Origin of the sequence: Aeromonas bestiarum (assembly GCF_000819745.1) — a bacterium.
GTDB classification, from domain to species: domain Bacteria; phylum Pseudomonadota; class Gammaproteobacteria; order Enterobacterales; family Aeromonadaceae; genus Aeromonas; species Aeromonas bestiarum.
This window is the reverse complement of the sequence record NZ_CDDA01000006.1, coordinates 47,966-70,133: the sequence shown is the minus strand read 5'-3', so window position 1 is coordinate 70,133 and position 22,168 is coordinate 47,966. Positions and strand designations below refer to the sequence as shown.

21 protein-coding genes are annotated in these 22,168 nt (G+C 60.0%); 9 read left to right on the top strand and 12 right to left on the bottom strand.

Annotated features, from left to right (window positions below):
- Positions 1-22: 22 nt before the first annotated feature.
- Complete coding sequence (gene ampD / locus BN1118_RS02045) at positions 23-595, bottom strand: 1,6-anhydro-N-acetylmuramyl-L-alanine amidase AmpD (RefSeq protein WP_043554347.1); 573 nt, start codon at positions 593-595, stop codon at positions 23-25.
- Between the two features lie 148 nt (positions 596-743).
- On the opposite strand from ampD, the gene BN1118_RS02040 reads away from it, so the two are divergent.
- The 9 genes from BN1118_RS02040 (at position 744) to yacG (ending at position 8,449) form a co-directional block, all read left to right on the top strand.
- Positions 744-1,214 (top strand): retropepsin-like aspartic protease family protein, encoded by a 471-nt coding sequence (locus BN1118_RS02040; RefSeq protein ID WP_043554346.1) that lies wholly within the window; start codon positions 744-746, stop codon positions 1,212-1,214.
- Between the two features lie 5 nt (positions 1,215-1,219).
- Positions 1,220-2,077 (top strand): carboxylating nicotinate-nucleotide diphosphorylase, encoded by an 858-nt coding sequence (gene nadC / locus BN1118_RS02035; RefSeq protein WP_043554345.1) that lies wholly within the window; start codon positions 1,220-1,222, stop codon positions 2,075-2,077.
- A 321-nt stretch (positions 2,078-2,398) separates the two neighbouring features.
- On the top strand, positions 2,399-2,836 hold the full coding sequence (locus tag BN1118_RS20930; RefSeq protein WP_043554343.1) for a prepilin-type N-terminal cleavage/methylation domain-containing protein: 438 nt from the start codon (positions 2,399-2,401) through the stop codon (positions 2,834-2,836).
- Positions 2,837-4,543, top strand: a complete 1,707-nt coding sequence (gene tapB / locus BN1118_RS02025; RefSeq protein ID WP_043554342.1) for a PilB family type IVa pilus assembly ATPase TapB — start codon at positions 2,837-2,839, stop codon at positions 4,541-4,543.
- 132 nt (positions 4,544-4,675) lie between these two features.
- On the top strand, positions 4,676-5,917 hold the full coding sequence (locus BN1118_RS02020) for a type II secretion system F family protein (RefSeq protein ID WP_043554341.1): 1,242 nt from the start codon (positions 4,676-4,678) through the stop codon (positions 5,915-5,917).
- Between the two features lie 62 nt (positions 5,918-5,979).
- On the top strand, positions 5,980-6,852 hold the full coding sequence (gene tapD, locus BN1118_RS02015; protein ID WP_043554340.1) for a type IVa prepilin peptidase/methyltransferase TapD: 873 nt from the start codon (positions 5,980-5,982) through the stop codon (positions 6,850-6,852).
- 18 nt (positions 6,853-6,870) lie between these two features.
- Positions 6,871-7,485: a dephospho-CoA kinase gene (gene coaE / locus BN1118_RS02010; RefSeq protein WP_043554339.1), complete on the top strand. Its 615-nt coding sequence runs from the start codon at positions 6,871-6,873 to the stop codon at positions 7,483-7,485.
- Between the two features lie 37 nt (positions 7,486-7,522).
- A complete protein-coding gene (gene zapD / locus BN1118_RS02005) occupies positions 7,523-8,245 on the top strand; it encodes a cell division protein ZapD (protein WP_043139926.1) in 723 nt (240 codons plus the stop codon).
- A gap of 9 nt (positions 8,246-8,254) precedes the next feature.
- Complete coding sequence (gene yacG / locus BN1118_RS02000) at positions 8,255-8,449, top strand: DNA gyrase inhibitor YacG (protein ID WP_043139929.1); 195 nt, start codon at positions 8,255-8,257, stop codon at positions 8,447-8,449.
- 89 nt (positions 8,450-8,538) lie between these two features.
- On the opposite strand, the gene mutT is transcribed toward yacG, so the two are convergent.
- From mutT to murD, 11 genes are all read right to left on the bottom strand, one after another.
- The gene (mutT, locus tag BN1118_RS01995; protein ID WP_043139931.1) at positions 8,539-8,946 is read right to left on the bottom strand and encodes an 8-oxo-dGTP diphosphatase MutT; all 408 of its coding nucleotides are present in this window, start codon (positions 8,944-8,946) and stop codon (positions 8,539-8,541) included.
- Between the two features lie 91 nt (positions 8,947-9,037).
- The gene (gene secA, locus BN1118_RS01990) at positions 9,038-11,758 is read right to left on the bottom strand and encodes a preprotein translocase subunit SecA (protein WP_043554338.1); all 2,721 of its coding nucleotides are present in this window, start codon (positions 11,756-11,758) and stop codon (positions 9,038-9,040) included.
- A gap of 59 nt (positions 11,759-11,817) precedes the next feature.
- Positions 11,818-12,723, bottom strand: coding sequence for a M23 family metallopeptidase (locus tag BN1118_RS01985; protein ID WP_042868002.1), 906 nt, complete (start codon positions 12,721-12,723; stop codon positions 11,818-11,820).
- Positions 12,724-12,863: 140 nt separating this feature from the next.
- Positions 12,864-13,787, bottom strand: coding sequence for a UDP-3-O-acyl-N-acetylglucosamine deacetylase (gene lpxC / locus BN1118_RS01980; protein ID WP_043139938.1), 924 nt, complete (start codon positions 13,785-13,787; stop codon positions 12,864-12,866).
- Between the two features lie 101 nt (positions 13,788-13,888).
- Entirely contained in the window at positions 13,889-15,040 is a 1,152-nt protein-coding gene (ftsZ, locus tag BN1118_RS01975) for a cell division protein FtsZ (protein ID WP_005305686.1), read from the bottom strand.
- 39 nt (positions 15,041-15,079) lie between these two features.
- Positions 15,080-16,339 carry a cell division protein FtsA gene (gene ftsA / locus BN1118_RS01970; RefSeq protein ID WP_042867998.1) on the bottom strand — a complete coding sequence of 420 codons (1,260 nt, stop codon included), beginning with the start codon at positions 16,337-16,339 and terminating at the stop codon, positions 15,080-15,082.
- Positions 16,320-17,072 (bottom strand): cell division protein FtsQ/DivIB, encoded by a 753-nt coding sequence (locus BN1118_RS01965; protein WP_043139940.1) that lies wholly within the window; start codon positions 17,070-17,072, stop codon positions 16,320-16,322. The genes ftsA and BN1118_RS01965 overlap by 20 nt, the downstream gene beginning before the upstream one ends.
- A 97-nt stretch (positions 17,073-17,169) precedes the next feature.
- Positions 17,170-18,624 carry a UDP-N-acetylmuramate--L-alanine ligase gene (murC, locus tag BN1118_RS01960; RefSeq protein ID WP_043554336.1) on the bottom strand — a complete coding sequence of 485 codons (1,455 nt, stop codon included), beginning with the start codon at positions 18,622-18,624 and terminating at the stop codon, positions 17,170-17,172.
- A complete protein-coding gene (gene murG, locus BN1118_RS01955) occupies positions 18,621-19,706 on the bottom strand; it encodes an undecaprenyldiphospho-muramoylpentapeptide beta-N-acetylglucosaminyltransferase (protein ID WP_043554335.1) in 1,086 nt (361 codons plus the stop codon). The genes murC and murG overlap by 4 nt, the downstream gene beginning before the upstream one ends.
- Positions 19,703-20,887: a cell division protein FtsW gene (ftsW, locus tag BN1118_RS01950; protein WP_042867991.1), complete on the bottom strand. Its 1,185-nt coding sequence runs from the start codon at positions 20,885-20,887 to the stop codon at positions 19,703-19,705. Before ftsW ends, murG begins: the two co-directional genes overlap by 4 nt.
- Positions 20,884-22,167, bottom strand: a complete 1,284-nt coding sequence (gene murD, locus BN1118_RS01945; RefSeq protein ID WP_043554334.1) for a UDP-N-acetylmuramoyl-L-alanine--D-glutamate ligase — start codon at positions 22,165-22,167, stop codon at positions 20,884-20,886. Before murD ends, ftsW begins: the two co-directional genes overlap by 4 nt.
- Position 22,168: the final 1 nt, after the last annotated feature.

The following is a 22,168-nucleotide window of genomic DNA, read 5'->3' as shown; positions in this document are numbered from 1 at the left end:
CACTAACTTATCTTTAGAATATTTACTTAAAGTTGAGCGCTTTTCGATATCGCTGCCATTCGAAACTGCCACCCGGATCCGTCTTGCGCCCTGGCGCTATATCACAATGGCCGACAATTCGTTGTGCCGTAATGGCAGGATAATGGCTGGATATGGTTCGGCTGAGCCCCACCAGCACCTCATATTGCGCATCGCTGTAGGGCAGCTCATCGGTTCCCTCCAGCTCGATGCCGATGGAAAAATCGTTGCAGGCCTCCCTCCCCTCCCAGCTCGATATCCCGGCATGCCAGGCACGTGCGCCAAACGGCACGTATTGTACCAGCTCGCCGTCCCGCCGGATCAGGCAGTGGGCCGAGACCCGCAACTGATGAATGTCGGCGAAATAAGGGTGCGCCTCGGGGTCCAGCCGTCCCATGAAGAGATCGTCGATCCAGGGCCCGCCAAACTCCCCCGGCGGCAGGCTGATGCCGTGTACCACCAGCAGGGAGATATCGTCCAAACTGGCTCGCTCGTTGTGGTGCGGTGACGGCACCTTGCGGGCCTGCTCACACCAACCGTCTGAATCAATGGAAAAAACTGTTTTAGGCTGGGTCATCATCTACTCGATCTGCAATGGAATGACGCATCTGATAAAGCCGGATGGGCAACCAAGCGATCCACCTCTCAGGCTAATCGCAATCGTCTCAATCCACCCTGGCAACTGTGATAGGCTGGACCATCTTCTGCTCAACTCTGGAAAGGATATGCACCCGATGGCGCGCCGCTTCTGGTTGCTGGCCTGGCTCTCTCTGATGGGGCTGCTGACCCTCTATTTTCATGCCCGCTCGCAACCCACAGTCACCGCCAGCGGCGAACTGCTGCTCAAGGCCGATGCCAGCGGCCACTATCGACTGGAGGGTGCCATCAACGGCCAACCGGTGCAACTGCTGCTGGACACTGGGGCAACCCGGGTCACTGTGCCACATCAGGTGGCCGAGCGCATCGGGCTGAGCCCCAACGGCAACAGCCTGGTCAACACGGCAGCAGGCACTATCCAGGTGCAGACCGGCCAGATTGAAACGCTGGTGATGGGTCCGCTGACCTTGTACGATTTGCCCATCTATATCAATCCGGCGGCCGACGGGGACGAGATCCTGGTGGGCATGAATGCCCTGGGCCGGCTGGAATTGCGCCAGAAAGACAGACAGTTGCTTCTCAGACCCTTGCAGGAATAACAGGCATGTTACAACAGGACATCCGCCGCGCCGTGCGCGCCGCACTACTCGAAGACTTAGGTCAAGCCCTCACTACGCTGGACCAGCCGGATGCCAGCGCCGATATCACGGCCCAGCTGATCCCGGCGGATCGCCTGGCCAGCGCCCGGGTCATCACCCGCGAGGCTGGCGTATTCTGTGGCCAACCCTGGGTGGATGAGGTGTTCGTCCAGCTCGGTGGCGAGGTAAAAGTGGAGTGGTTGGTACAGGATGGCGAACTGCTCTCCCCCAATCAGGAGCTGTTCCGCCTGCATGGCCCGGCCCGCGTGCTGCTGACCGGCGAGCGCAACGCACTGAACTTCATACAGACGCTCTCCGGCGTCGCCACCCTCACCGCCCGCTACGTGGCCGAGCTGGCGGGCACCGACTGCCGCCTGCTCGATACCCGCAAGACCCTGCCTGGGCTGCGCACCGCCCAGAAATATGCCGTGACCTGCGGCGGTGGCAAGAACCACAGAATCGGCCTGTTCGACGCCTACCTCATCAAGGAGAACCATATCCTCGCCTGCGGCGGCATAAGCGAGGCCATCAGCGCAGCGCGCCGCCTCAATCCGGGCAAACCGGTCGAGGTGGAAGTGGAATCCCTGGCCGAGCTGGAACAGGCGCTGCTGGCCGGCGCCGACATAGTGATGCTGGACAACTTCGATGTGCCCATGATGCGCGACGCCGTGGCCCTCAATCAGGGCCGTGCCAAGCTGGAGGTCTCCGGCAATGTTACCCTGGACACGCTTGCAGATTATGCCGCCACTGGCGTCGATTTCATCTCGGTCGGGGCGCTGACCAAGCATGTGCGGGCACTGGATCTCTCGATGCGCTTTGTCTAGCCGGGGAGGTGTCACAATCGCAGGATGACGCCGGTGACATATAACAAGATGAAGGACTTGCAAAAGGCGCCACGGGCGCCTTTTCTTTATGCAGGATCCCTCAGCAAAGGAGTGTGATGATGGACCCAGTCCCGCCAGTTAAAAAGAGTCGATAGAAACTCTTTGTCTATGATTTATATCAAGTTATCAGTAAATGATAGAAAAGTGGTTAACAAAGGCCACAACCTCTGTTGCCAAGCCGGACAGCTCGGATAAGATATTGACGTGTGGATAGTTTTCCACCGGCACTTCCCAGGAACCAAGGACAAAAGGATATTTGACATGAAGAAACAATCAGGCTTTACCCTTATCGAATTGATGATCGTGGTCGCGATCGTCGCCATCCTGGCGGCCATTGCACTGCCGGCGTATCAGAACTACACCAAAAAAGCGAAAATGACTGAGGTTGCATCCGCGACGGGTAAGTACAAAACCTCCATTGAGGTGTGTGTACAAACTAAAGGCCCTGCATGTGTCCTTGCCGATATTCAAAGTGGCGCTGTTGCACAAGGGAACATTACAACCACAGTTGCAGGCGGCGGTGCTAACGTCTGGACAGTTACATCTGCACCAACTGCCAGCGCGGCAGCAGGCGTTTTGGCCCCTCTAGCTGTTGGCGATACTGTGATTTTAACCAGTTCAACACCGTCAGATACGGACCCATTAACGTGGACTATGGCTTGTGCTGCTGGTGCAGCTGACTATTGCCCGGCTAAATAAATGACCTCTAGCCCCAATAGCGGCCTGGCGTTAAGCCTGGCCGCTTCTTCCCTGCTCAGTGAGTCCGACTCGCAGCGCTACCTGAGCCAAGCCAAGGCCCAGCGCAAGCCCTTTGTGACCTTTCTGATAGAGAACGAGATCCTCGACAGCAAGGCGCTGGCGGATTTCTGCGAGCTGGAATATGGGGTACCTCTGCTGGATCTTGCCGCCTTCGACCTGGCCGAGATCCCGCAGAAATACCTCAATCAGAAGCTGATTGAGAAACACCATGTACTGCCCATCTATACCCAGGGCCATACCCTCTATATCGCCATGTCGGATCCGACCAATGTGTCGGCGCTGGAGGATTTCGGCTTCAGCTTCGGGCTGCATACCGAGGCGCTGCTGGTCGAAGAGAATAAGCTGACGACCGCCATCGCCAAGCTGCTGGAAAATGATCAGGATGCCCTCGGCATGGAGGACATCGACGAATCCGAGATCTCCGAGCTGGAAGTCTCGGACGAAAACTCACGACTCGATGAGAGCGTCAACACTACCGACGACGATGCCCCCATCGTAAAATACATCAATAAAATCATGATGGATGCCATCAAACGTGGCGCATCCGATCTGCACTTCGAGCCCTATGAGACCAAATACCGCATCCGCTTTCGGATCGACGGCATATTGCACGAAATTGCGACGCCACCAGTCAATCTGGCCAACCGCTTCTCCGCCCGCCTCAAGGTCATGGCACGGCTCGACATCGCCGAACGGCGGCTGCCGCAGGATGGCCGCATCAAGCTGAAGCTGTCTCGCAACAAGTCCATGGATATGCGGGTCAACACCCTGCCCACCATGTGGGGAGAGAAGATCGTCATCCGCCTGCTGGACTCTTCGGCGGCGCGGCTCAACATAGAGCAACTCGGCTTCGACGACCGGCAGAAGGCCCAATATCTGCGCGCCCTCTCCAAACCGCAGGGCATGATACTGGTGACAGGCCCCACCGGCTCGGGCAAGACGGTCTCTCTCTATACCGGTCTCAATATTCTCAACACCACGGAGGTGAACATCTCCACCGCCGAAGATCCGGTGGAGATCAACCTGCCCGGCGTCAATCAGGTACAGGTCAATCCCAAGGCAGGGCTGACCTTCGCCAGCGCCCTGCGCTCCTTTCTTCGCCAGGATCCCGACGTGGTCATGGTGGGGGAGATCCGGGATCTGGAAACCGCCGAGATCGCCATCAAGGCTGCCCAGACAGGCCATCTGGTGCTCTCCACCCTGCACACTAACTCGGCCGCCGAAACCCTGACCCGCATGATGAACATGGGGGTGCCCGCCTTCAACATCGCCTCCTCGGTGACCCTGATCATGGCCCAGCGGCTCGCCCGCAAGCTGTGCGATCACTGCAAGGCACCCGAGGTGGTACCCGAAGCCGAACTGCTGGAGCTGGGATTCACCCAGCAGCAGCTGGCCGCCGGACTGCGCCTGTTCAAACCCGTGGGGTGCAAGGATTGCTCGGGCGGCTACAAAGGGCGGGTCGGTATCTACGAAATCATGCTAATGTCTGAAAACATTGCAAAATTGATCATGCAAGGTGCCAACTCCCTACAAATTGCGGCCATTGCTCAAAAAGAGGGGATGCGCACTCTGCGTATATCCGGTCTTGAGAAGGCTCGTATTGGAGTGACCAGCCTGGCAGAAATCAATCGGGTGACCACCAACTGACAGTGCATATCTATCAAGCTGATTCATCCAGGTGTCGCCAAGCCGGCGCCCCTGAGGATTTCCATCAGGCCAAGGCAACCCGCATAGCAAGGTATTGAGCGGGATACCAGAGCCCAATTGCAGGACGCAGTGATGGCAACGCTAACGCAGAAACAGAATGCCCCCAAGAAAGTCTTCGCCTTCCGCTGGAGCGGAGTGAACCGCAAGGGTCAGAAGGTCTCCGGTGAATTGCAGGCCGACAGTATCAACACGGTCAAGGCTGAACTGCGCAAGCAGGGTGTCAACGTCACCAAGGTGAGCAAGAAGAGCCAGGGGTTATTCTCCAAGGGCGGCGCCAAGATCAAGCCGATGGATATTGCCATCGTCTCCCGTCAAATCACCACCATGCTCTCCGCTGGCGTCCCCCTGGTGCAGAGCCTGCAGATCATAGCCCGCAGCCACGAAAAAGCCGCGATGCGTGAGCTCATGGGGCAGATCGCCGCCGACGTGGAAACCGGCACCCCCATGTCCGAGGCGCTGCGCCGCCATCCCCGCCACTTTGATGCGCTCTATTGTGATTTGGTTGAGGCGGGGGAGCAATCCGGTGCGCTGGAGACCATCTATGACCGCATCGCCACCTATCGGGAAAAGTCGGAAGCGCTCAAGTCCAAGATCAAGAAGGCGATGTTCTATCCGGCCATGGTCATCTTGGTCGCCATCGTCGTCACCTCCATACTGCTGCTGTTCGTCATCCCGCAGTTTGAGGACATCTTCAAGAGCTTCGGCGCCGAGCTGCCCATCTTCACCCAGTTTGTCATCGGCATCTCCCGCTTCATGCAGCATTGGTGGTATGTCATCTTTGGCGGCACAGCGTTCGCCATTTTCCTCTATGTACGGGCATGGCGCGCCTCCCAGAAGGTCAAAGACAATACCGACAAGTTCATCCTCACCATACCCGTGGTCGGCATGATACTGCACAAGGCGGCCATGGCCCGCTTCGCCCGCACCCTCTCCACCACCTTCTCGGCGGGCATCCCCCTGGTGGATGCGCTGATCTCGGCCGCTGGTGCTTCAGGCAACTATGTCTATCGCACCGCCGTCATGGCCATTCGCAACGAGGTGGTCGCCGGCATGCAGATCAACGTGGCCATGCGCACTGTGGACCTCTTCCCCGACATGGTGATCCAGATGGTGATGATCGGCGAGGAGTCAGGCGCCATCGATGATATGCTCTCCAAGGTCGCGACTATCTTCGAACAAGAGGTTGATGACTTGGTCGACGGCCTCACCAGCTTGCTCGAGCCCCTCATCATGGTAGTGCTGGGGGTACTGGTTGGTGGCATGGTCGTGGCCATGTACTTGCCCATCTTCAAGTTGGGAGACGTAGTAGGCTGATTCACGAGGGTATGCGCTCACAACGCATGCCCTTCCCCCCATTTCATGACAGACGGTTGGTTATGACACTTCTCCTCGAGCTGGCACACGGCTTGCCTTGGCTCTATCTCTTGCTGGTATTTCTCTTTTCCCTGATGATCGGCAGTTTTCTCAACGTGGTGATCCATCGCCTGCCTATCATGCTGGAACGGGAGTGGCAGGCCGAATATCGCAGCTACTTCAACCCTGATGACGAGGGGGTCGACGAGCCGCCCTACAACCTGATGGTGCCGCGATCCTGCTGCCCCCACTGCAATCACCCCATCACGGCACTGGAAAACATCCCCCTGCTGAGCTGGCTCTGGCTCAGGGGTCGCTGCCGAAGCTGCCAGGCTCCCATATCGGCCCGCTATCCGCTGGTCGAGCTGCTGACGGCGCTGCTCTCGGTAGCCGTTGCCATGACACTCACACCGGGCTGGGGCACGTTGGCGGCCCTGCTGCTGACCTGGGTACTGATGGCACTCACCTTCATCGATCTCGACAAGATGCTGCTGCCGGACCAGCTCACCCTGCCCCTACTGTGGGGCGGGTTGCTGTTCAATTTGCTGGGCGGTTTTGTGTCGCTTGGCGATGCGGTGATCGGCGCCATGGCCGGTTATCTGGTGCTATGGAGCCTCTATTGGGCCTTCAAGCTGCTCACCGGCAAGGAGGGTATGGGCTATGGCGACTTCAAGCTGCTGGCCGCGCTGGGTGCCTGGCTGGGCTGGCAGGCGCTGCCCATAGTGCTGCTGCTCTCCTCCCTGGTTGGCGCCTTCATGGGCATAGGCCTGATCCTGCTGCGCAATCACCATCAGAGCAAACCCATTCCCTTTGGCCCCTATCTCGCCATCGCGGGCTGGATTGCGCTGCTGTGGGGCGATAGCATCACCCGCTGGTATCTCACGACTTTCCTCTGAAAAAGGGTGTTCTGACCCATGTATGTAGTTGCCATCACAGGTGGTATCGGCAGCGGTAAAACCACCATAGCCAATCAATTTGCCGAGCTTGGCATAGACGTAGTGGATGCGGACGTCATCGCTCGCGAAGTCGTGGAACCCGGCACCCCGGCCCTTGCCGCCATCGCGGCCCATTTTGGCCCGGATGTCATCACCGCTGATGGCCAGCTCGATCGACGCAGCCTGCGGGAACGGGTATTCAGCGACCCGGACGCCAAGGTCTGGCTCAATGCCCTGCTCCACCCCCTGATCCGCCAGGAGATGCTGCGCCGGTGCGCCGCCGCCCGTTCCCCCTATTGTCTGCTGGTGGTGCCGCTGTTGGTGGAAAACAAGCTCACCGGCCTTGCCAACCGGGTGCTGGTGATCGACGTGGACGAGGCGACCCAGATTGAGCGAACCTGCCGTCGGGACGGCGTGAGCCGAGAGCAGGCGCAGGCCATTCTGGCCGCCCAGGCGAGTCGTGCGGAACGGCTCGCAGCAGCCGATGACGTGCTGGATAACAAGAATGGCGCACCCGAGACCATAAAGCCGCGTATTTTAGCGCTGCACGAGACATATATGGCATTTGCCTCTCAACAAGCCAGCCAAGTGTGAGTACACTAGGCCGGTTTATGGCTGGCCAGGATTAGGCATGATTTACGATTTCCCTCTCAATGAAAAAAGCCGGACTTATCTTCGTCTGGAGTCCCTGTTTTCCCAGATCCGCGACAATCTGGAGAGTGACCAGTCCTGGGCACACATCGCCTTCTTCAAGGGGCTGTTCGATCTGCAGGAGCTGCTGGAGCGTGGCGATCTGCGGGCCGATCTCATCAAGGATCTGGAACGTCTAGGCCAGCGTCTGAGCCACTGGGCCAGCCTGCCGGATGTCGACCTGGAGCAGATCAAGCAGATGCAGCAGGAGAGCACCCAGCTCTCTCGCAACCTGCTCAGCGCCCCGCGTCCCGGTGCCAGACTGAAAGAAGATCGGCTGCTCGGCTCCATCCGCCAGCGCTTCTCCATCCCTGGCGGCCTGTGCGCCTTCGATGTGCCGCAACTGCACCACTGGCTCGGCACCCCGGCTGTCGCTCGCCATCAGCAGATGCAGCTGTGGCTCAGCGACATCAACCTGCTGATGAATGCCATCTCCCTGCTGCTGCGGCTGTGGCGCGAGTCCGGCAACTTCAGCGATCAGATCGCCACCAACGGTTTCTTCCAGGATACCGCCGAGAGTGCCGAGCTGATCCGGATCCGCCTGCCCGGCGCCCAGCAGTGCTATCCGACGCTGAGCGGCCATAAGAACCGTTTCGCCCTGCGCTTCCTGCCAACCACAGAGCAGCAGATTGGCGATGTCCCCTTCCAGCTCGCCTGCTGCTAAGGAGCAAGAATGGTCACCAAGATAAAATGCCCGACCTGTAAAACCGAGCTGGAGTGGGGCCCCCAGAGCCCGTTTCGGCCCTTCTGTTGCAAACGCTGCCAGCTGATCGATCTGGGCGAGTGGGCCAACGAGGAGAAACGCATCCCGGGCCCCATCAATCCGGAGCTGCTACCTTACCCGGAAGAGGGTGAGCAGTGGCAATGAGCCGCGCACAAAAAAGGGCCCACAAGGCCCTTTTTTAATTTCTATGCCATATCCACGCAAATGATTCAGCGACGGATATCCAATCCGCATCAGGTGGTCAGAGAGGCTTGCAGCCGCGCCACGATAGGACCGTTGGCATCCGGGAACCGGTATTCATGCAGCGATGCCAGCGGCACCCACAGACACTCCTGCCCCTCCTTGCCGAACGGCTCGCCGCTGAAACGGGTCACCTTCCAGATATCCAGCAACACCTGCTTCTCGGGGTAATCGTGGTGCAGCTCCATGAAGGGGGCGCAATCCAGCACCCGGATGCCAATCTCTTCCCACAGCTCCCTGTCCAGCGCGGTGAGCAGGTCTTCCCCCGCCTCCACCTTGCCACCCGGAAACTCCCAGCGATCGCCCTGATGGCGGTCTGAAGAGCGCTTGGCGATGAAGATGTCGCCCCGTTCATTCTCGATGACGCCAACCGCCACCCAGAGCCGTTTTTTCTGTTCCATCTCTATTACCTCTGTCACTTGCTGCCACGGTATTCATCGCCACTAATAACAAAGCGGGCACTGGGCCCGCCTTGTGATGGCATCGGATCGATCAGGTCAACTGACCGTGGCAGTGCTTGTATTTCTTGCCGGAGCCGCAGGGGCAGGGATCGTTGCGACCGACCTTCTGCTCATCCCGCACGAAGGTAGTGTGACCCTCTTCGGCAGCGGCCTCTTCATCGGCCAGCTGGCTCTCTGCGGCGGCATGGGTATAAGTGTGGGGAGCGGCTTCCGCCTGTTGACGCTGCTGTTCTTCCAGCGCCTCCACGTCACGGCCCTGCACCTGTACCCGGCTCAGTATGCTGACCACGTCGCGCTTGAGGGTTTCCAGCATCTGGGTGAACAGATCGAAGGATTCGCGCTTGTACTCCTGCTTGGGGTTCTTCTGGGCGTAGCCGCGCAGATGGATGCCCTGACGCAGGTGATCCATGGCCGCCAGATGCTCCTTCCACAGGCCATCCAGGGTTTGCAGCATCACGGCTTTCTCGAAGTTGCGCAGCACATCGATACCGACCATCTCCTGCTTGTGGGCATAGAGCTTGGTGGCTTCTTCCAGAATGCGCTCGCGCAGCTTCTCTTCATACAACTTGTCATCTTCCGCCAGCCACTGCTGCAGTGGCAGATCCAGTGCGAAGTCGGCCTTCAGGCGCGCTTCCAGGCCCGGCACATCCCACATCTCTTCCAGAGACTGGGGCGGAATGTACTCGTCGATCACGGCGCCGTAGACGTCGTCACGGATGACGTTAATGGTGTCGGAGATATCGTTGGTGTCCAGCAGCTCGTTGCGCTGCTCATAGACCACCTTGCGCTGGTCATTGGCCACGTCATCAAACTCGAGCAGGCTCTTGCGGATGTCGAAGTTGCGACCCTCCACCTTGCGCTGGGCGTTTTCGATGGCCTTGGTTACCCAGGGGTGCTCGATGGCTTCGCCCTCTTCCATGCCCAGCTTCTTCATCATGCCGGTGACACGATCGGAGGCGAAGATCCGCATCAGGGTATCTTCCATGGAGAGATAGAAGCGGGAGGAACCCGGGTCACCCTGACGACCGGAACGGCCGCGCAGCTGGTTGTCGATGCGACGGGATTCGTGTCGCTCGGTACCTATGATGTGCAAGCCACCGGCAGCCAGCACGGCATCGTGGCGGATCTGCCAGGCGGCCTTGATTTCGCTGATCTGCTCGTCACTCGGATTCTCCAGCTGGGCAATCTCCGCCTGCCAGTTGCCACCCAGCACTATGTCGGTACCACGACCGGCCATGTTGGTCGCTATGGTAACGGCGCCGAGTTGACCCGCCTGAGCGACTATCTCAGCTTCCATGGCGTGGAACTTGGCGTTCAGCACCTTGTGCGGGATCTCTTCCTTGGTCAGGATGCCGGAGAGCAGCTCCGAGTTTTCGATGGAGACGGTACCGACCAGTACCGGCTGGCCCTTGGCCACGCACTGACGGATATCCTCGATGATGGCGGCGTATTTCTCATTGGCGGTCAGATAGACCAGATCGCCCATGTCTTTGCGCACCATCGGCTTGTTGGTCGGGATAACGACTGTATCCAGGCCATAAATCTGCTGGAATTCAAAGGCTTCGGTATCCGCAGTACCCGTCATGCCCGCCAGCTTGTCATAGAGACGGAAGTAGTTCTGGAAGGTGATGGAGGCCAGAGTCTGGTTCTCGTTCTGGATCTTGACCCCTTCCTTCGCCTCGACGGCCTGGTGCAGACCATCGGACCAGCGACGGCCCGGCATGGTGCGACCCGTGTGTTCGTCGACGATGACGATCTCGTCTTTTTGCACTATGTAGTCGACGTTGCGCTCAAACAGAGTGTGGGCGCGCAGACCGGCGTTGACGTGGTGCAGCAGGCTGATGTTGGTGGCGGAGAACAGAGAGTCCTCTTCTGCCAGCAGCCCCTCTCGCTTGAGCAGCTCTTCCACGAAGATCTGGCCGTTTTCGGTCAACAGGGCCTGACGGTTCTTCTCGTCGACCGTGTAGTGACCTTCACCCGTGTACTCCTCTGTGTCTTCCTTGTCCTGCTTGATCAGCTCGGGGATCAGCTTGTTGACCTGGATATAGAGGGCTGAGCTGTCTTCGGCCGGGCCGGAGATGATGAGCGGGGTACGGGCTTCATCGATGAGCACGGAATCCACCTCATCCACCAGCGCGTAGTTGAGCGGACGCTGCACGCGCTGTTCCGGCGAAAACGCCATGTTGTCGCGCAGGTAATCGAAACCGAATTCGTTGTTGGTACCGTAGGTGATGTCGGCGGCGTAGGCGTCACGCTTCTGGGACGCATCCATGCCTGGCACGTTGCAGTCGACCGTCATGCCGAGGAAGGTGAACAGGGGGCGGTTCGCCTCGGCATCACGCTTGGCCAGATAGTCGTTGACCGTCACCACGTGCACGCCACGACCACTCAGGGCGTTCAGGTAGGCCGGCAGGGTCGCGGTGAGGGTCTTACCTTCACCAGTCTTCATCTCGGCGATGCGGTTGGAGTTCAGCACCATGCCACCGATCAGCTGCACGTCGAAATGACGCATGCCAAACACCCGGCGGGAGGCTTCACGCACGGTGGCGAATGCTTCCGGCAGCAACTGCTCCAGCGTCTCACCCTGCTCCAGACGCTGACGATATTCAGCTGTCTTGGCCTGCAACTCCTGATCGGACAGGGCCTCGAACTGAGGCTCCATCGCATTGATCTGTTTTACAATTTTGCGCAAAGCCTTGAGCGTTCTGTCGTTCCGGCTGCCGATAATCTTGGTGAGCAGTGTGCTAATCATGGGTACCAACTATTTCTGGTTATATAAGTGTTCCGTCACTGGAACCTGGAGAAAAAAACCTAACCCCGTCTGGCATTAAGAAAGCGTGCGGGGTTGACCTGACGACCGTCTTTCAATACTTCGTAATGCAAATGGACCCCGGTCGCGCGACCGGTGCGTCCCATCAAGGCAATCTTCTGGCCCTCATCGACCAGGGTGCCCACTTCGACCAGCAACTTGGAGTTGTGGGCATAGCGGGTCACCAAACCATTGCCATGGTTGATCTCCACCATGTTGCCAAATTCCGGATGACGGCCCGCCCAGCTGACGATGCCCGGGCCTGTGGCCAGGATGGGAGTGCCGGGCTTGCCACGGAAATCCACCCCTTTATGCATCTTGGCGCGACCGTTGAACGGATCGACCCGACCACCGAAGCCAGAGGAGACCCAAACTCGCTCCTGCTTGACCGGCGAACCGGAAATAAAACCGGCATCGGTTATATGGTGATTCATGATGAAAGATTCAAGTACCGACAGCTGCTCTTCACGACTGCTGAGCTGCTGGCTGAGATGCTTCATGGAATCCTGCAGCTCGTTGAGGCTGACTTCCAGATCCGCATCATAGGAAGGGCCGCCCATGGGGGGCAACTCCTTGAAATTGAACTCCTCGGGATCGAGGTCTGCCTTCTCGGTCAGCCGCTCGCCGAGCGCATTGAGGCGACCCAGCTGCCCCTGCATGGTGCCCACCTGGGCAGCCAGCATGGCAAGCTGTTCGCGGGCTTCATCGGCCCCTTGCGTGGATTTTTGCTGTTCGGCCATGGCCAGCGCGACTTCCAGCGCCTCCATTTTCTGGTGCCAGCTCTGCCAGAGCCAACCACCACCCAGGGCCAATACAGTGAAGAGGATACCGCCGACCCAGGCCAGACGTTGTTTGGGTAAGTGCAACTTGCGTCGCTGCTTGCCGTTGAGGATCAGGGTAATGCTCATAGAAATCAGTCTGCTCGGTCAGGTGAGGCCAAGAGCCAGCACGGGTAATAAAACCGGGAGATAATCGGTATTAAAGGATGGAGTAAACAAATGACGGAACGTCGGTGCGGAGAGAGGACCGACGTTCCGTTGCACAGCTATCAGGCCAGAACCAGACCGTTATCGTAGTAAGCGATGGGCGCTTTGTCGCCCTCACCCTCGAAGGTCACCAGTTCCCAGGCCTCCTGCTTGGCCAGCAAGGCACGCAGCAGCTTGTTGTTCAGGGCATGACCCGTCTTGTAGGCACGGAATTCGCCAATGATGCTGCGGTTACACATGTACAGGTCACCGATCGCATCCAACATCTTGTGTTTGACGAATTCGTCTTCATAACGCAGACCATCTTCGTTCAGTACCCGATAGTCATCCAGTACCACGGCGTTTTCCAGGCTTCCGCCCAGCGCCAGGTTCTGGGAACGCAGGTACTCGATGTCACGCATGAAACCGAAAGTACGGGCACGACTGATCTCTTTCACGAAAGAGGCACCGGAGAAATCCAGCACGCAACGCTGATTGCGTCCTTCAAATACCGGATGCTGGAAGTCGATCTCGAGATCCATCTTGAAGCCGTTGCGATAGGGGTGGAATTCCGCCCACTTGTCGCCGTCTTCAACCCGGATGCTCTGCTTGATCCGCACAAACTGCTTGGCCGCATTTTGTTCACGGATACCGACTTCTTGCAGCAGGTAGATAAAGGGGTGCGCACTGCCGTCCATCACCGGGATCTCGGGCGCGTCAACCTCGACATAGAGGTTGTCGATCCCCATCCCGGCCAGCGCGGCAGAAAGGTGCTCAATGGTAGAGACACGGACACCGGCTTCGTTGACCAGAGCGGTACAAAGCACGGTATCACGCACCTGATCGGCATTGGCTGGCAGCGCTACCACAGGATCAAGATCGGTACGCAAGTAAACGATCCCTGTGTTAACAGGCGCCGGACGGAACGTCATTGTGACTTTCCGGCCCGAATGCAGGCCCACACCGGTGGCCTGGACACTCGTTTTCAAGGTTCTTTGTCTAATCATGGGCGTATCCGCTTAACAGCTCATATTCCGGACCAGATGGTCGTTGGCAGGCCATCTTAGCACATTCCTTAAGCAACAAACAAACTAGTGCCATTAGAGGCTTAGTCAGCTTGCTTGCGCAGGAACGCAGGAATATCGAGATAATCCGGTTCGCGACGAGCTTGCGGCTCGGCGTTGACCACCTTGGCCGGTGCCTCTTCCATCACGCGAGACTGCAGGGCTTCGCTGATCAGGGGCTGACGGGCCGGACGCTCTTGTACCATGTTGTTCTTCACCAGCGTGATGTCGGGCTTGCGCTCGGCACCGATACCGGTGGCAACCACGGTCACACGCAGTTCGTCGTGCATTTCCGGGTCGATTACGGTACCCACCACCACGGTGGCGTTTTCGGAGGCGAAGGCCTTGACCGCGTTACCCACGGTTTCGAACTCTTCGATGGTCATGTCCATGCCGGCGGTGATGTTGACCAGGATGCCACGGGCACCGGCCAGATCCACGTCTTCCAGCAGCGGGCTGGAGATGGCTTTCTCGGCCGCTTCTTCGGCACGGTCATCACCGGAGGCGGAACCTGTACCCATCATGGCGGTACCCATTTCACGCATCACGGTACGCACGTCCGCGAAGTCGACGTTGATCAAGCCCGGACGGGTGATCAGCTCGGCAATGCCCTGTACCGCACCCAGCAGCACATCGTTGGCTGCCTTGAAGGCGTCCAGCAGGGAGATGCCACGACCCAGCACCTTCAGCAACTTGTCGTTGGGGATGGTGATCAGGGAGTCGACGTTCTTGGACAGCTCTTCGATGCCGTGGGCGGCGAAGCCCATCCGCTTCTTCCCTTCGAAGGAGAACGGCTTGGTTACGACAGCAACTGTCAGTATGCCCATCTCGCGGGCCACTTCGGCCACGATAGGCGCAGCACCTGTACCGGTACCACCACCCATGCCGGCGGCGATGAACACCATGTCGGAACCGGTCAGCAGCTCACGCAGCGCTTCCCTGTCTTCCATGGCCGCATCACGACCCACTTCCGGATTGGCTCCGGCACCCAGACCCTTGGTGATGCCACCGCCGATCTGCAGGGTTGTGTTGGCGCTGGAGTTACGCAGAGCCTGGGCGTCGGTGTTGACGGTAATGAACTCGACACCTTCGATGTTTTGACGAACCATGTGCTCGACCGCGTTACCGCCGCCGCCACCCACACCAATCACTTTAATGACGGCTTCGTCAGTGTGGCTATCCATAAATTCAAACATGTTGTCTCTCCGCTTTATTTGCCTGACTCAGCAAAATTCTTAGAACTCGCCACGCAGCCAGTTGCTAACCCGTTTGACCAGGCCACCGACGCTTGCCTTGGCGGCATATTCTTTGTTGCTACCAGTGGCTTGATGGGTGCGGCCATACTGCAGCAACCCGACCGCAGTCGAGTACACAGGCGCCTGCACGTAATCACTCAAACCACGTATGTTCATGGGCTCTCCTACCCGGACCTGGCTCTGGAATATCTGCTCTGCGCACTCCACAATGCCTTCGATCTGGGCAGCGCCGCCGGTCAAGACCACACCGGCAGCCAGCTGATGCTTGACCCCCTGCGCTTTCAATTCGCTTTGTACCCGCACCAGCTCATCATTCACCATGGAGAGCAACTCGGTGTAACGGGGCTCAATCACTTCGGCCAGTGTCTGCCGTTGCAGGCTACGCGCCGGACGACCGCCGACACTGGGTACTTCAATATTGTCTTCCTTGCTGACCAGACGGCCGAGGGCGCAGCCGTAGCGCACCTTGATCGCTTCTGCGTCCAGCGGCGGTGTGCCGAAGGCGTAGGCGATGTCGCTGGTCACAGTGCTGCCGGCGTACGGGATCACCTTGGTGTGGCGCAGGGCACCGCCGGTAAACAGCGACATGTCCATGGTACCGCCACCTATGTCCACCACGCAGACACCCAGCTCTTTCTCGTCTTCGGTCAGCACGGCATAGCTGGAAGCCAGCGCGGAGAAGATCAGCTGATCCACCCGCAGACCGACTTTCTCCACACATTTCTCAATGTTGCGGGCCATGTCGTTGTGGCAGGTGATCAGGTGCACCTTGGCGGCCATCCGGACCCCGGACAGGCCGACCGGGTTCTTGATGCCTTCCTGGTAATCGATGGCGAACTCCTGGGGCAGCACGTGCAGCACCCTCAGCTCATCGGACAAGCGCACCGATTTGGCGGTGTGGATGACGTTGTCCACGTCCTCCTGGGTCACCTCCTCATCGGAGATGGGCACCATGCCGGTTTCGTTGCGGCAATCGATGTGCTTGCCGGACAGCCCCAGATACACGGAGCTGATCTGGCAGTCGGCCATCATCTCGGCCTCTTCCACCGCACGACGCAGGGACTTGACCACGGAATCGAGATCGTTGACCCCGCCCTTATCCATGCCACGAGAGGCGTGACTGCCCATGCCGATGACATTGAGCTCACCGTCTGGCAGCACTTCGCCAACCAGAACCGCCACCTTGGTTGTGCCGATATCCAGTCCGACAATCAGATTTCTATCTGCGGTTTTGGTCATTCACTTTCTCTTCGTTCTTCTTCCAGCCAACTGCCATTCCGGTGTCGTATCGAAGATCCACATAAGCAACCTGCTCACGGGGTTCGATGATCGGAAAAGCATCGATAAACCGCTGCAGTCGAAGCGCTATATCCGAGCGCCCCAAAAACAGCTGAATGTTGCCATCCAGGGTCAGTTCCCAGGCATGGCGGGGAGTCAGATTCACTCCCAGCAGCTTGTATCCCTTGGCCGCCAGCTGCGCCTCGTACTGACGGCTGGCTTCCAGTACCTTGACGGCCTGATCTTCCGGCCCGGATAGCTGCATCAGGGGGGTCTTCACCCTGTCCGGCGCACTGAACACCTCACCCTTGGTGTTGACGAAGCGGTTGCCATTCCAACGTGCCGCTACCGCCTGCTCGGTGAGATAGACCTTGATCTTGTTGGGCCACTTCTTGCGTACAGAGACCTGGGCCACCCAAGGCAAGGCGTTCAATCGCGCCTGCAATTCGTTTACATCCAGCTCGAAGAAGTTACGCAGCTCGGCACCATCCAGCACGGCGTTACGCAACTCGTCGGTCTGCAAATACTGGTGTTGCCCCTGCAGCAACAGCTCGCTCATAGGCAACCGATTGGCATCCGTCAGCCAACCTTTAACATCCAGCGCTGTCTGGTAGAAGCCCCACATGACCAGGATGAAAAATCCCACCCCTGCAATGAAACCACCCTTGGTGCGCCCTTGTGCCCTTGCCTCCACCCGATCTTTCCCCGTTTAACGCGCCATGCCGGCCCTTTGCAGACCGGTCCGCCATTATATAGGCCCCGGCTTGGCGGTCAAAATACTCATTGGGCCCTCAGGCGCCGGATTTCATGCTCTCTATGCTCAATTTCATCTCGCCGAGACGGCGTGCCAGTGCACCTACGTTCCCCGCGCCTTGGGTCAGCACCAGATCCCCCTCGCCGACCAGTCCTGCCAGCACGGCGGGTACGTCGTCCGGGGTAGCGACAAAGATGGGTTCCAGGTTGCCACGGGAGCGGATGGAGCGGCACAGGGCGCGGCCATCGGCCCCCGGGATGGGCTCTTCACCGGCGGCATAGACCTCCAGCATCACCAGCACATCCACCTTGGAGAGCACGTCCGCAAAATCTTCATAGAGATCGCGGGTACGGGTGTAGCGGTGCGGCTGGAATACCATGACCAGGCGCTTCTCGGGCCAGCCGGCACGAGCGGCATTGATGGTCACCTTGACTTCGCTCGGGTGGTGACCGTAGTCGTCCACCAGCATGGCCTTGCCACGGCCGGTCTCGAATTCGCCATATTGCTGGAAGCGGCGACCCACGCCTTCAAACTTGGCCAGCGCCCGGATGATGGCATCATCGCCGATCCCGTCTTCGGTAGCGACCGCAATCGCTGCAGCGGCATTGAGCGCATTGTGGATGCCCGGCAGGTTCAGGGTCACTTCCAGCTCACCGGCGCCCGCGCGACGGACCCGGAAACGGCTGCGGTTGCTGGTCTGCACGAAGTCCAGCACCTGCACGTCGGCATCATCGCAGAGACCATAGGTGATGGTCGGACGGGCGATCTCCGGCAGCATGCCACGGATCACGGGATCATCCACACACACCACGGCCAGACCGTAGAAGGGCAGGTTGTGCAAAAAGTCGATGAAGGTGGCCTTCAAGCGGGAGAAGTCACCGCCATAGGTGTCCATGTGATCCGCTTCGATGTTGGTCACTATGGAAACCATGGGCTGCAGATGCAGGAAGGAGGCGTCGCTCTCGTCCGCTTCGGCGATCAGATAACGGCTGCTGCCCAGGCGGGCATTGGTGCCGGCGCTGTTGAGCAGGCCACCGATGACGAAGGTCGGATCACGATCGGCTTCGGCATAGATGCTCGCCACCAGACTGGTGGTGGTGGTCTTGCCGTGGGTGCCGGCGATGGCGATGCCGTGACGGAAACGCATCAGCTCGGCCAGCATCTCGGCGCGGCGCACCACGGGGATACGCAGCTCGCGGGCGGCCAGCAGCTCGGGGTTGTCCTGCTTGATGGCGGTAGAGACCACCACCACGCTCGCCTCGCTCACATGCTCGGCGCTGTGGCCCACGAAGATATGAGCCCCCAGCGACGCCAGCCGCTCGGTCACCGCATTGCGGGCCAGATCCGATCCGGTTACCTGATACCCTTCGTTGGCAAGCACCTCGGCGATCCCGCCCATACCGGCGCCACCTATTCCGATAAAGTGGATGCGACGCACGCGACGCATTTCGGGGATCAGGGTACGCAGTTTTGCCAGTTCAACCTTGGTCATAGTTCTCTCTCAGTCTGCCCAGCGGCGAGTCGTTTACACTCATCGGCAACCCGCTCGGCGGCATCGGTAATAGCGACGCGACGGGCAGCTTGGGCCATGTTCAATAGGGTTTCCCTGCGGCCGGCAAGCCAGCTGAGGCGTGCGGCCAGCGAGGCCGTGGTCAGCTCGGATTGGGGCAGGAATTCAGCACCGCCGCCGTCGACCAGGGTCAGGGCATTGCGGGTCTGGTGATCATCCACCGCATGGGGCAGTGGCACAAAAATGGCGGCGACCCCGGCGGCAGCGACTTCGGAGACCGTCAGGGCCCCCGCGCGACACACCACCAGATCGGCCCAGGCGTAGGCATCGGCCATGTCCTTGATAAATTCGCTCACCTCGGCTTCGACGCCCTGCCCGGCATACGCCTGCGCGACGGCCTCACGGTTGCCCTTGCCGCACTGATGACGCACCGCAATGGGGACACCGGCAGCAGCAACGGCTGGCGGAACCTGCTCGTTGAGCACCCGGGCACCCAGGCTGCCACCGACGATCAGCAGGTGCAGCGGCTCTGCGCTGCTGCGCAATTGCGGATCCGGCAGGGCTACCACTTCGGGACGCACCGGATTGCCCACCACTGCGGTGCGACGACTCGGTGCAAACGCCCCCGGGAACGCCATCAGCACCCGCTTGGCGAGGCGCGCCAGCAGCTTGTTGGTCAGGCCGGCCGCCGCATTCTGCTCGTGCAACAGCAAGGGAATGCCGGACAGCCAGGCCGCCACACCGCCCGGGCCGGAGGCAAAGCCCCCCATACCGAGCACCACGTCGGGCCGTATGGTCTTGAGCACACGGCGCGCCTGCAGCACGGATTTGACGATGCGATAGGGGGCAGCCAGCAGACGTTTGATGCCATTGCCGCGCACCCCCTGAATGTCGATGAAGGAGATGGGATAACCGTGGGCAGGCACCAGCTCTGCCTCCATCCGGTCGGCGGTGCCGAGCCAGTGAATGGTCCAGCCCTGGGCCTTGAGGCGATCGGCCACGGCCAGGCCGGGGAACACATGGCCCCCGGTACCGCCCGCCATCACCAACAGAGTCTTGCTCACGAAACCTCCCGCACGCGCGCCTGGGCACTGGCCTGGCGCAACTCGAAATCGATACGAATCAACATGCTCACCGCCACCATCATGATGATGAGACTGGAACCACCGTAGCTGACCAGCGGCAGGGTCAGACCCTTGGTCGGCATCATGCCGCTGGCGGCACCGACGTTGACGAAGGTCTGGAAGCTGAACCAGATGCCGATGCCGATGGCCAGATAGCCTTCATACAAGCGCTCGGCCACCAGTGCCTGGTGCCCCAGCTTGAGTGCCTTGAATGCCAGCGCGAAGATGAGGAAGAGCGCGCCCAGCACGCCCACGTAGCCCAGCTCTTCGCCCAGGATCGCAAACACGAAGTCGGTGTGCGCCTCCGGCAGGTACTCCATCTTCTGGATCGAGTTGCCAAGCCCCTCGCCAAACCAGCTGCCACGACCGAACGCCATCAGCGACTGGGTCAGCTGGTAGCCGCTGCCGAACGGATCGGCCCAGGGGTCGAGGAAGGAGGTCACCCGCCGCATCCGGTAAGGCTCGGCGATGATCAGGGTCACCACTGCGCTCACCCCTACCAGGATGAGGCCGATGAACTGCACCAGCCGCGCCCCCGCCAGGAACAGCATGCCCAGCGAGGTCACAAACATCACCACCACGGATCCCAGGTCGGGCTGGGCCAGCAGCAGTATGGCCACCACGAACAGCACGGCCATCGGCTTCATGAAGCCGATGAAGCGCTCGCGTACCTCGCTCTGACGGCGCACCAGGTAGCCCGCCAGATAGACGAACAGCGCCAGCTTGCCGAACTCGGCCGGCTGCAGGTTGAAGGGGCCGAGCGGCAGCCAGCGGATGGAACCGTTGACACTGCGGCCCACCAGCAGCACCAGCACCAGCATTATGATGGCCAGCACCAGCATGGGGCCGTTGTAGTGCTGCCAGCGGGCCATGGGCACCTGCAGCACGAACCAGGAGATGCCGAGCGCCATCACCAGGAAGAGGCCGTGGCGCTTCACGAACATGAAGGGATCGTTGTTGATGGCGATCCCCTCCGGGATCGAGGCCGAAGCCACTATCACCAGACCCACAGCCATCAAGGCCAGTGCCAGCACCACCAGTTGCCGATCGTAGAGACCCGCCGGGCGCGCCGGTAACAACCAGCGTTGCAGCACACCTGCGATGGCGCCAAGGGCGTTCATAAGGTCTGCACCAGCTCGGTGAAACGATCACCGCGCGCTTCGAAAGACTTGAACTGATCCAGGCTGGCGCAGGCCGGCGCCAGCAGCACCCAGTCACCGGGTCTGGCATCGGCGGCGGCCTTGGCAACTGCGGCTTCGAGGGAGGCGACCCGCTCGGTCTGCTCGCCCAGTGCCAGCAGCACCTCGGCATCCTGACCGAAGCAGTACATGTGATCGATCTGGCTGCCGAGCAGCGCCTGCACAGGGCCAAAGTCCTGGCCCTTGCCCTGGCCACCGGCCAGCAACAGCAACCGGCCTTTCACAGATTCACGCACACCGGCCACGGCGGCCAGGGTCGCCCCCACGTTGGTGGCCTTGGAGTCGTTGATCCAGCGCACCCCGTTCACCTCCCGCACGAAGCGGGCACGGTGGGGCAGGCCTTCGAAGCGGCGCAGCACGGCGAGTTGCGGCTCGCGGGGAATGCCCACCGCATCGCACAGGGCCATGGCCGCCAGGGCGTTGGCCTGATTGTGGGCACCGACAATCTTCATTTCGTCCACGGCGAGCAGCGGCTCCCCGTGCAGGGTCAGCCAGTGGCGGCCCTCCAGCAGGCAGCGGCCATAGCCGTTGCAGTCGAGGCCGAAGCTCTGCCACACCTGACCCACATCGGGCAGGGTCTGGGCATCGTCGCGGTTGATCAGGATGTGCTGGGAATGCTGATGGATCTCCATCTTGGCGGCGCGGTAGTCGGCCATGCCCTGATAGCGATCCATGTGATCTTCACTGAGGTTTAACACCACGGAGGCGGCCGCACGCAGGCTGTGTGTGGTCTCCAGCTGGAAGCTGGAGAGCTCCAGCACGCAGAGATCCATCGGCTGCTTGAGCAGTTCCAGCGCCGGGGTACCTATGTTGCCACCGACGCCGACCTTGAGACCCGCCTCGGCAATCATCTCGCCGACCAGGGTGGTGACAGTGCTCTTGCCGTTGGAACCTGTGATGGCGATGACAGGTACCTGGGTCTCGCGCACGAACAGCTCGATATCGCCGACTATGCTCACCCCGAACTCGGCCGCGGCTTTCAGCTCGGGGGTCGCGAGGGCAATGCCCGGGCTCGCCACTATCATGTGGGCCTGCTTGAGCAGATCGCCGTCCAGCCCCTGGATCAGTTCGACCTCGGCGGGCAGTTGCTCCTTGCCCGGCGGGTTGGCGCGGGTATCCATCACCAGAGGCGTGACGCCACGGCCGAGGAAGTAATCGACGCAGGAGAGTCCGGTTTTGCCGAGTCCTATGATGATGACCATG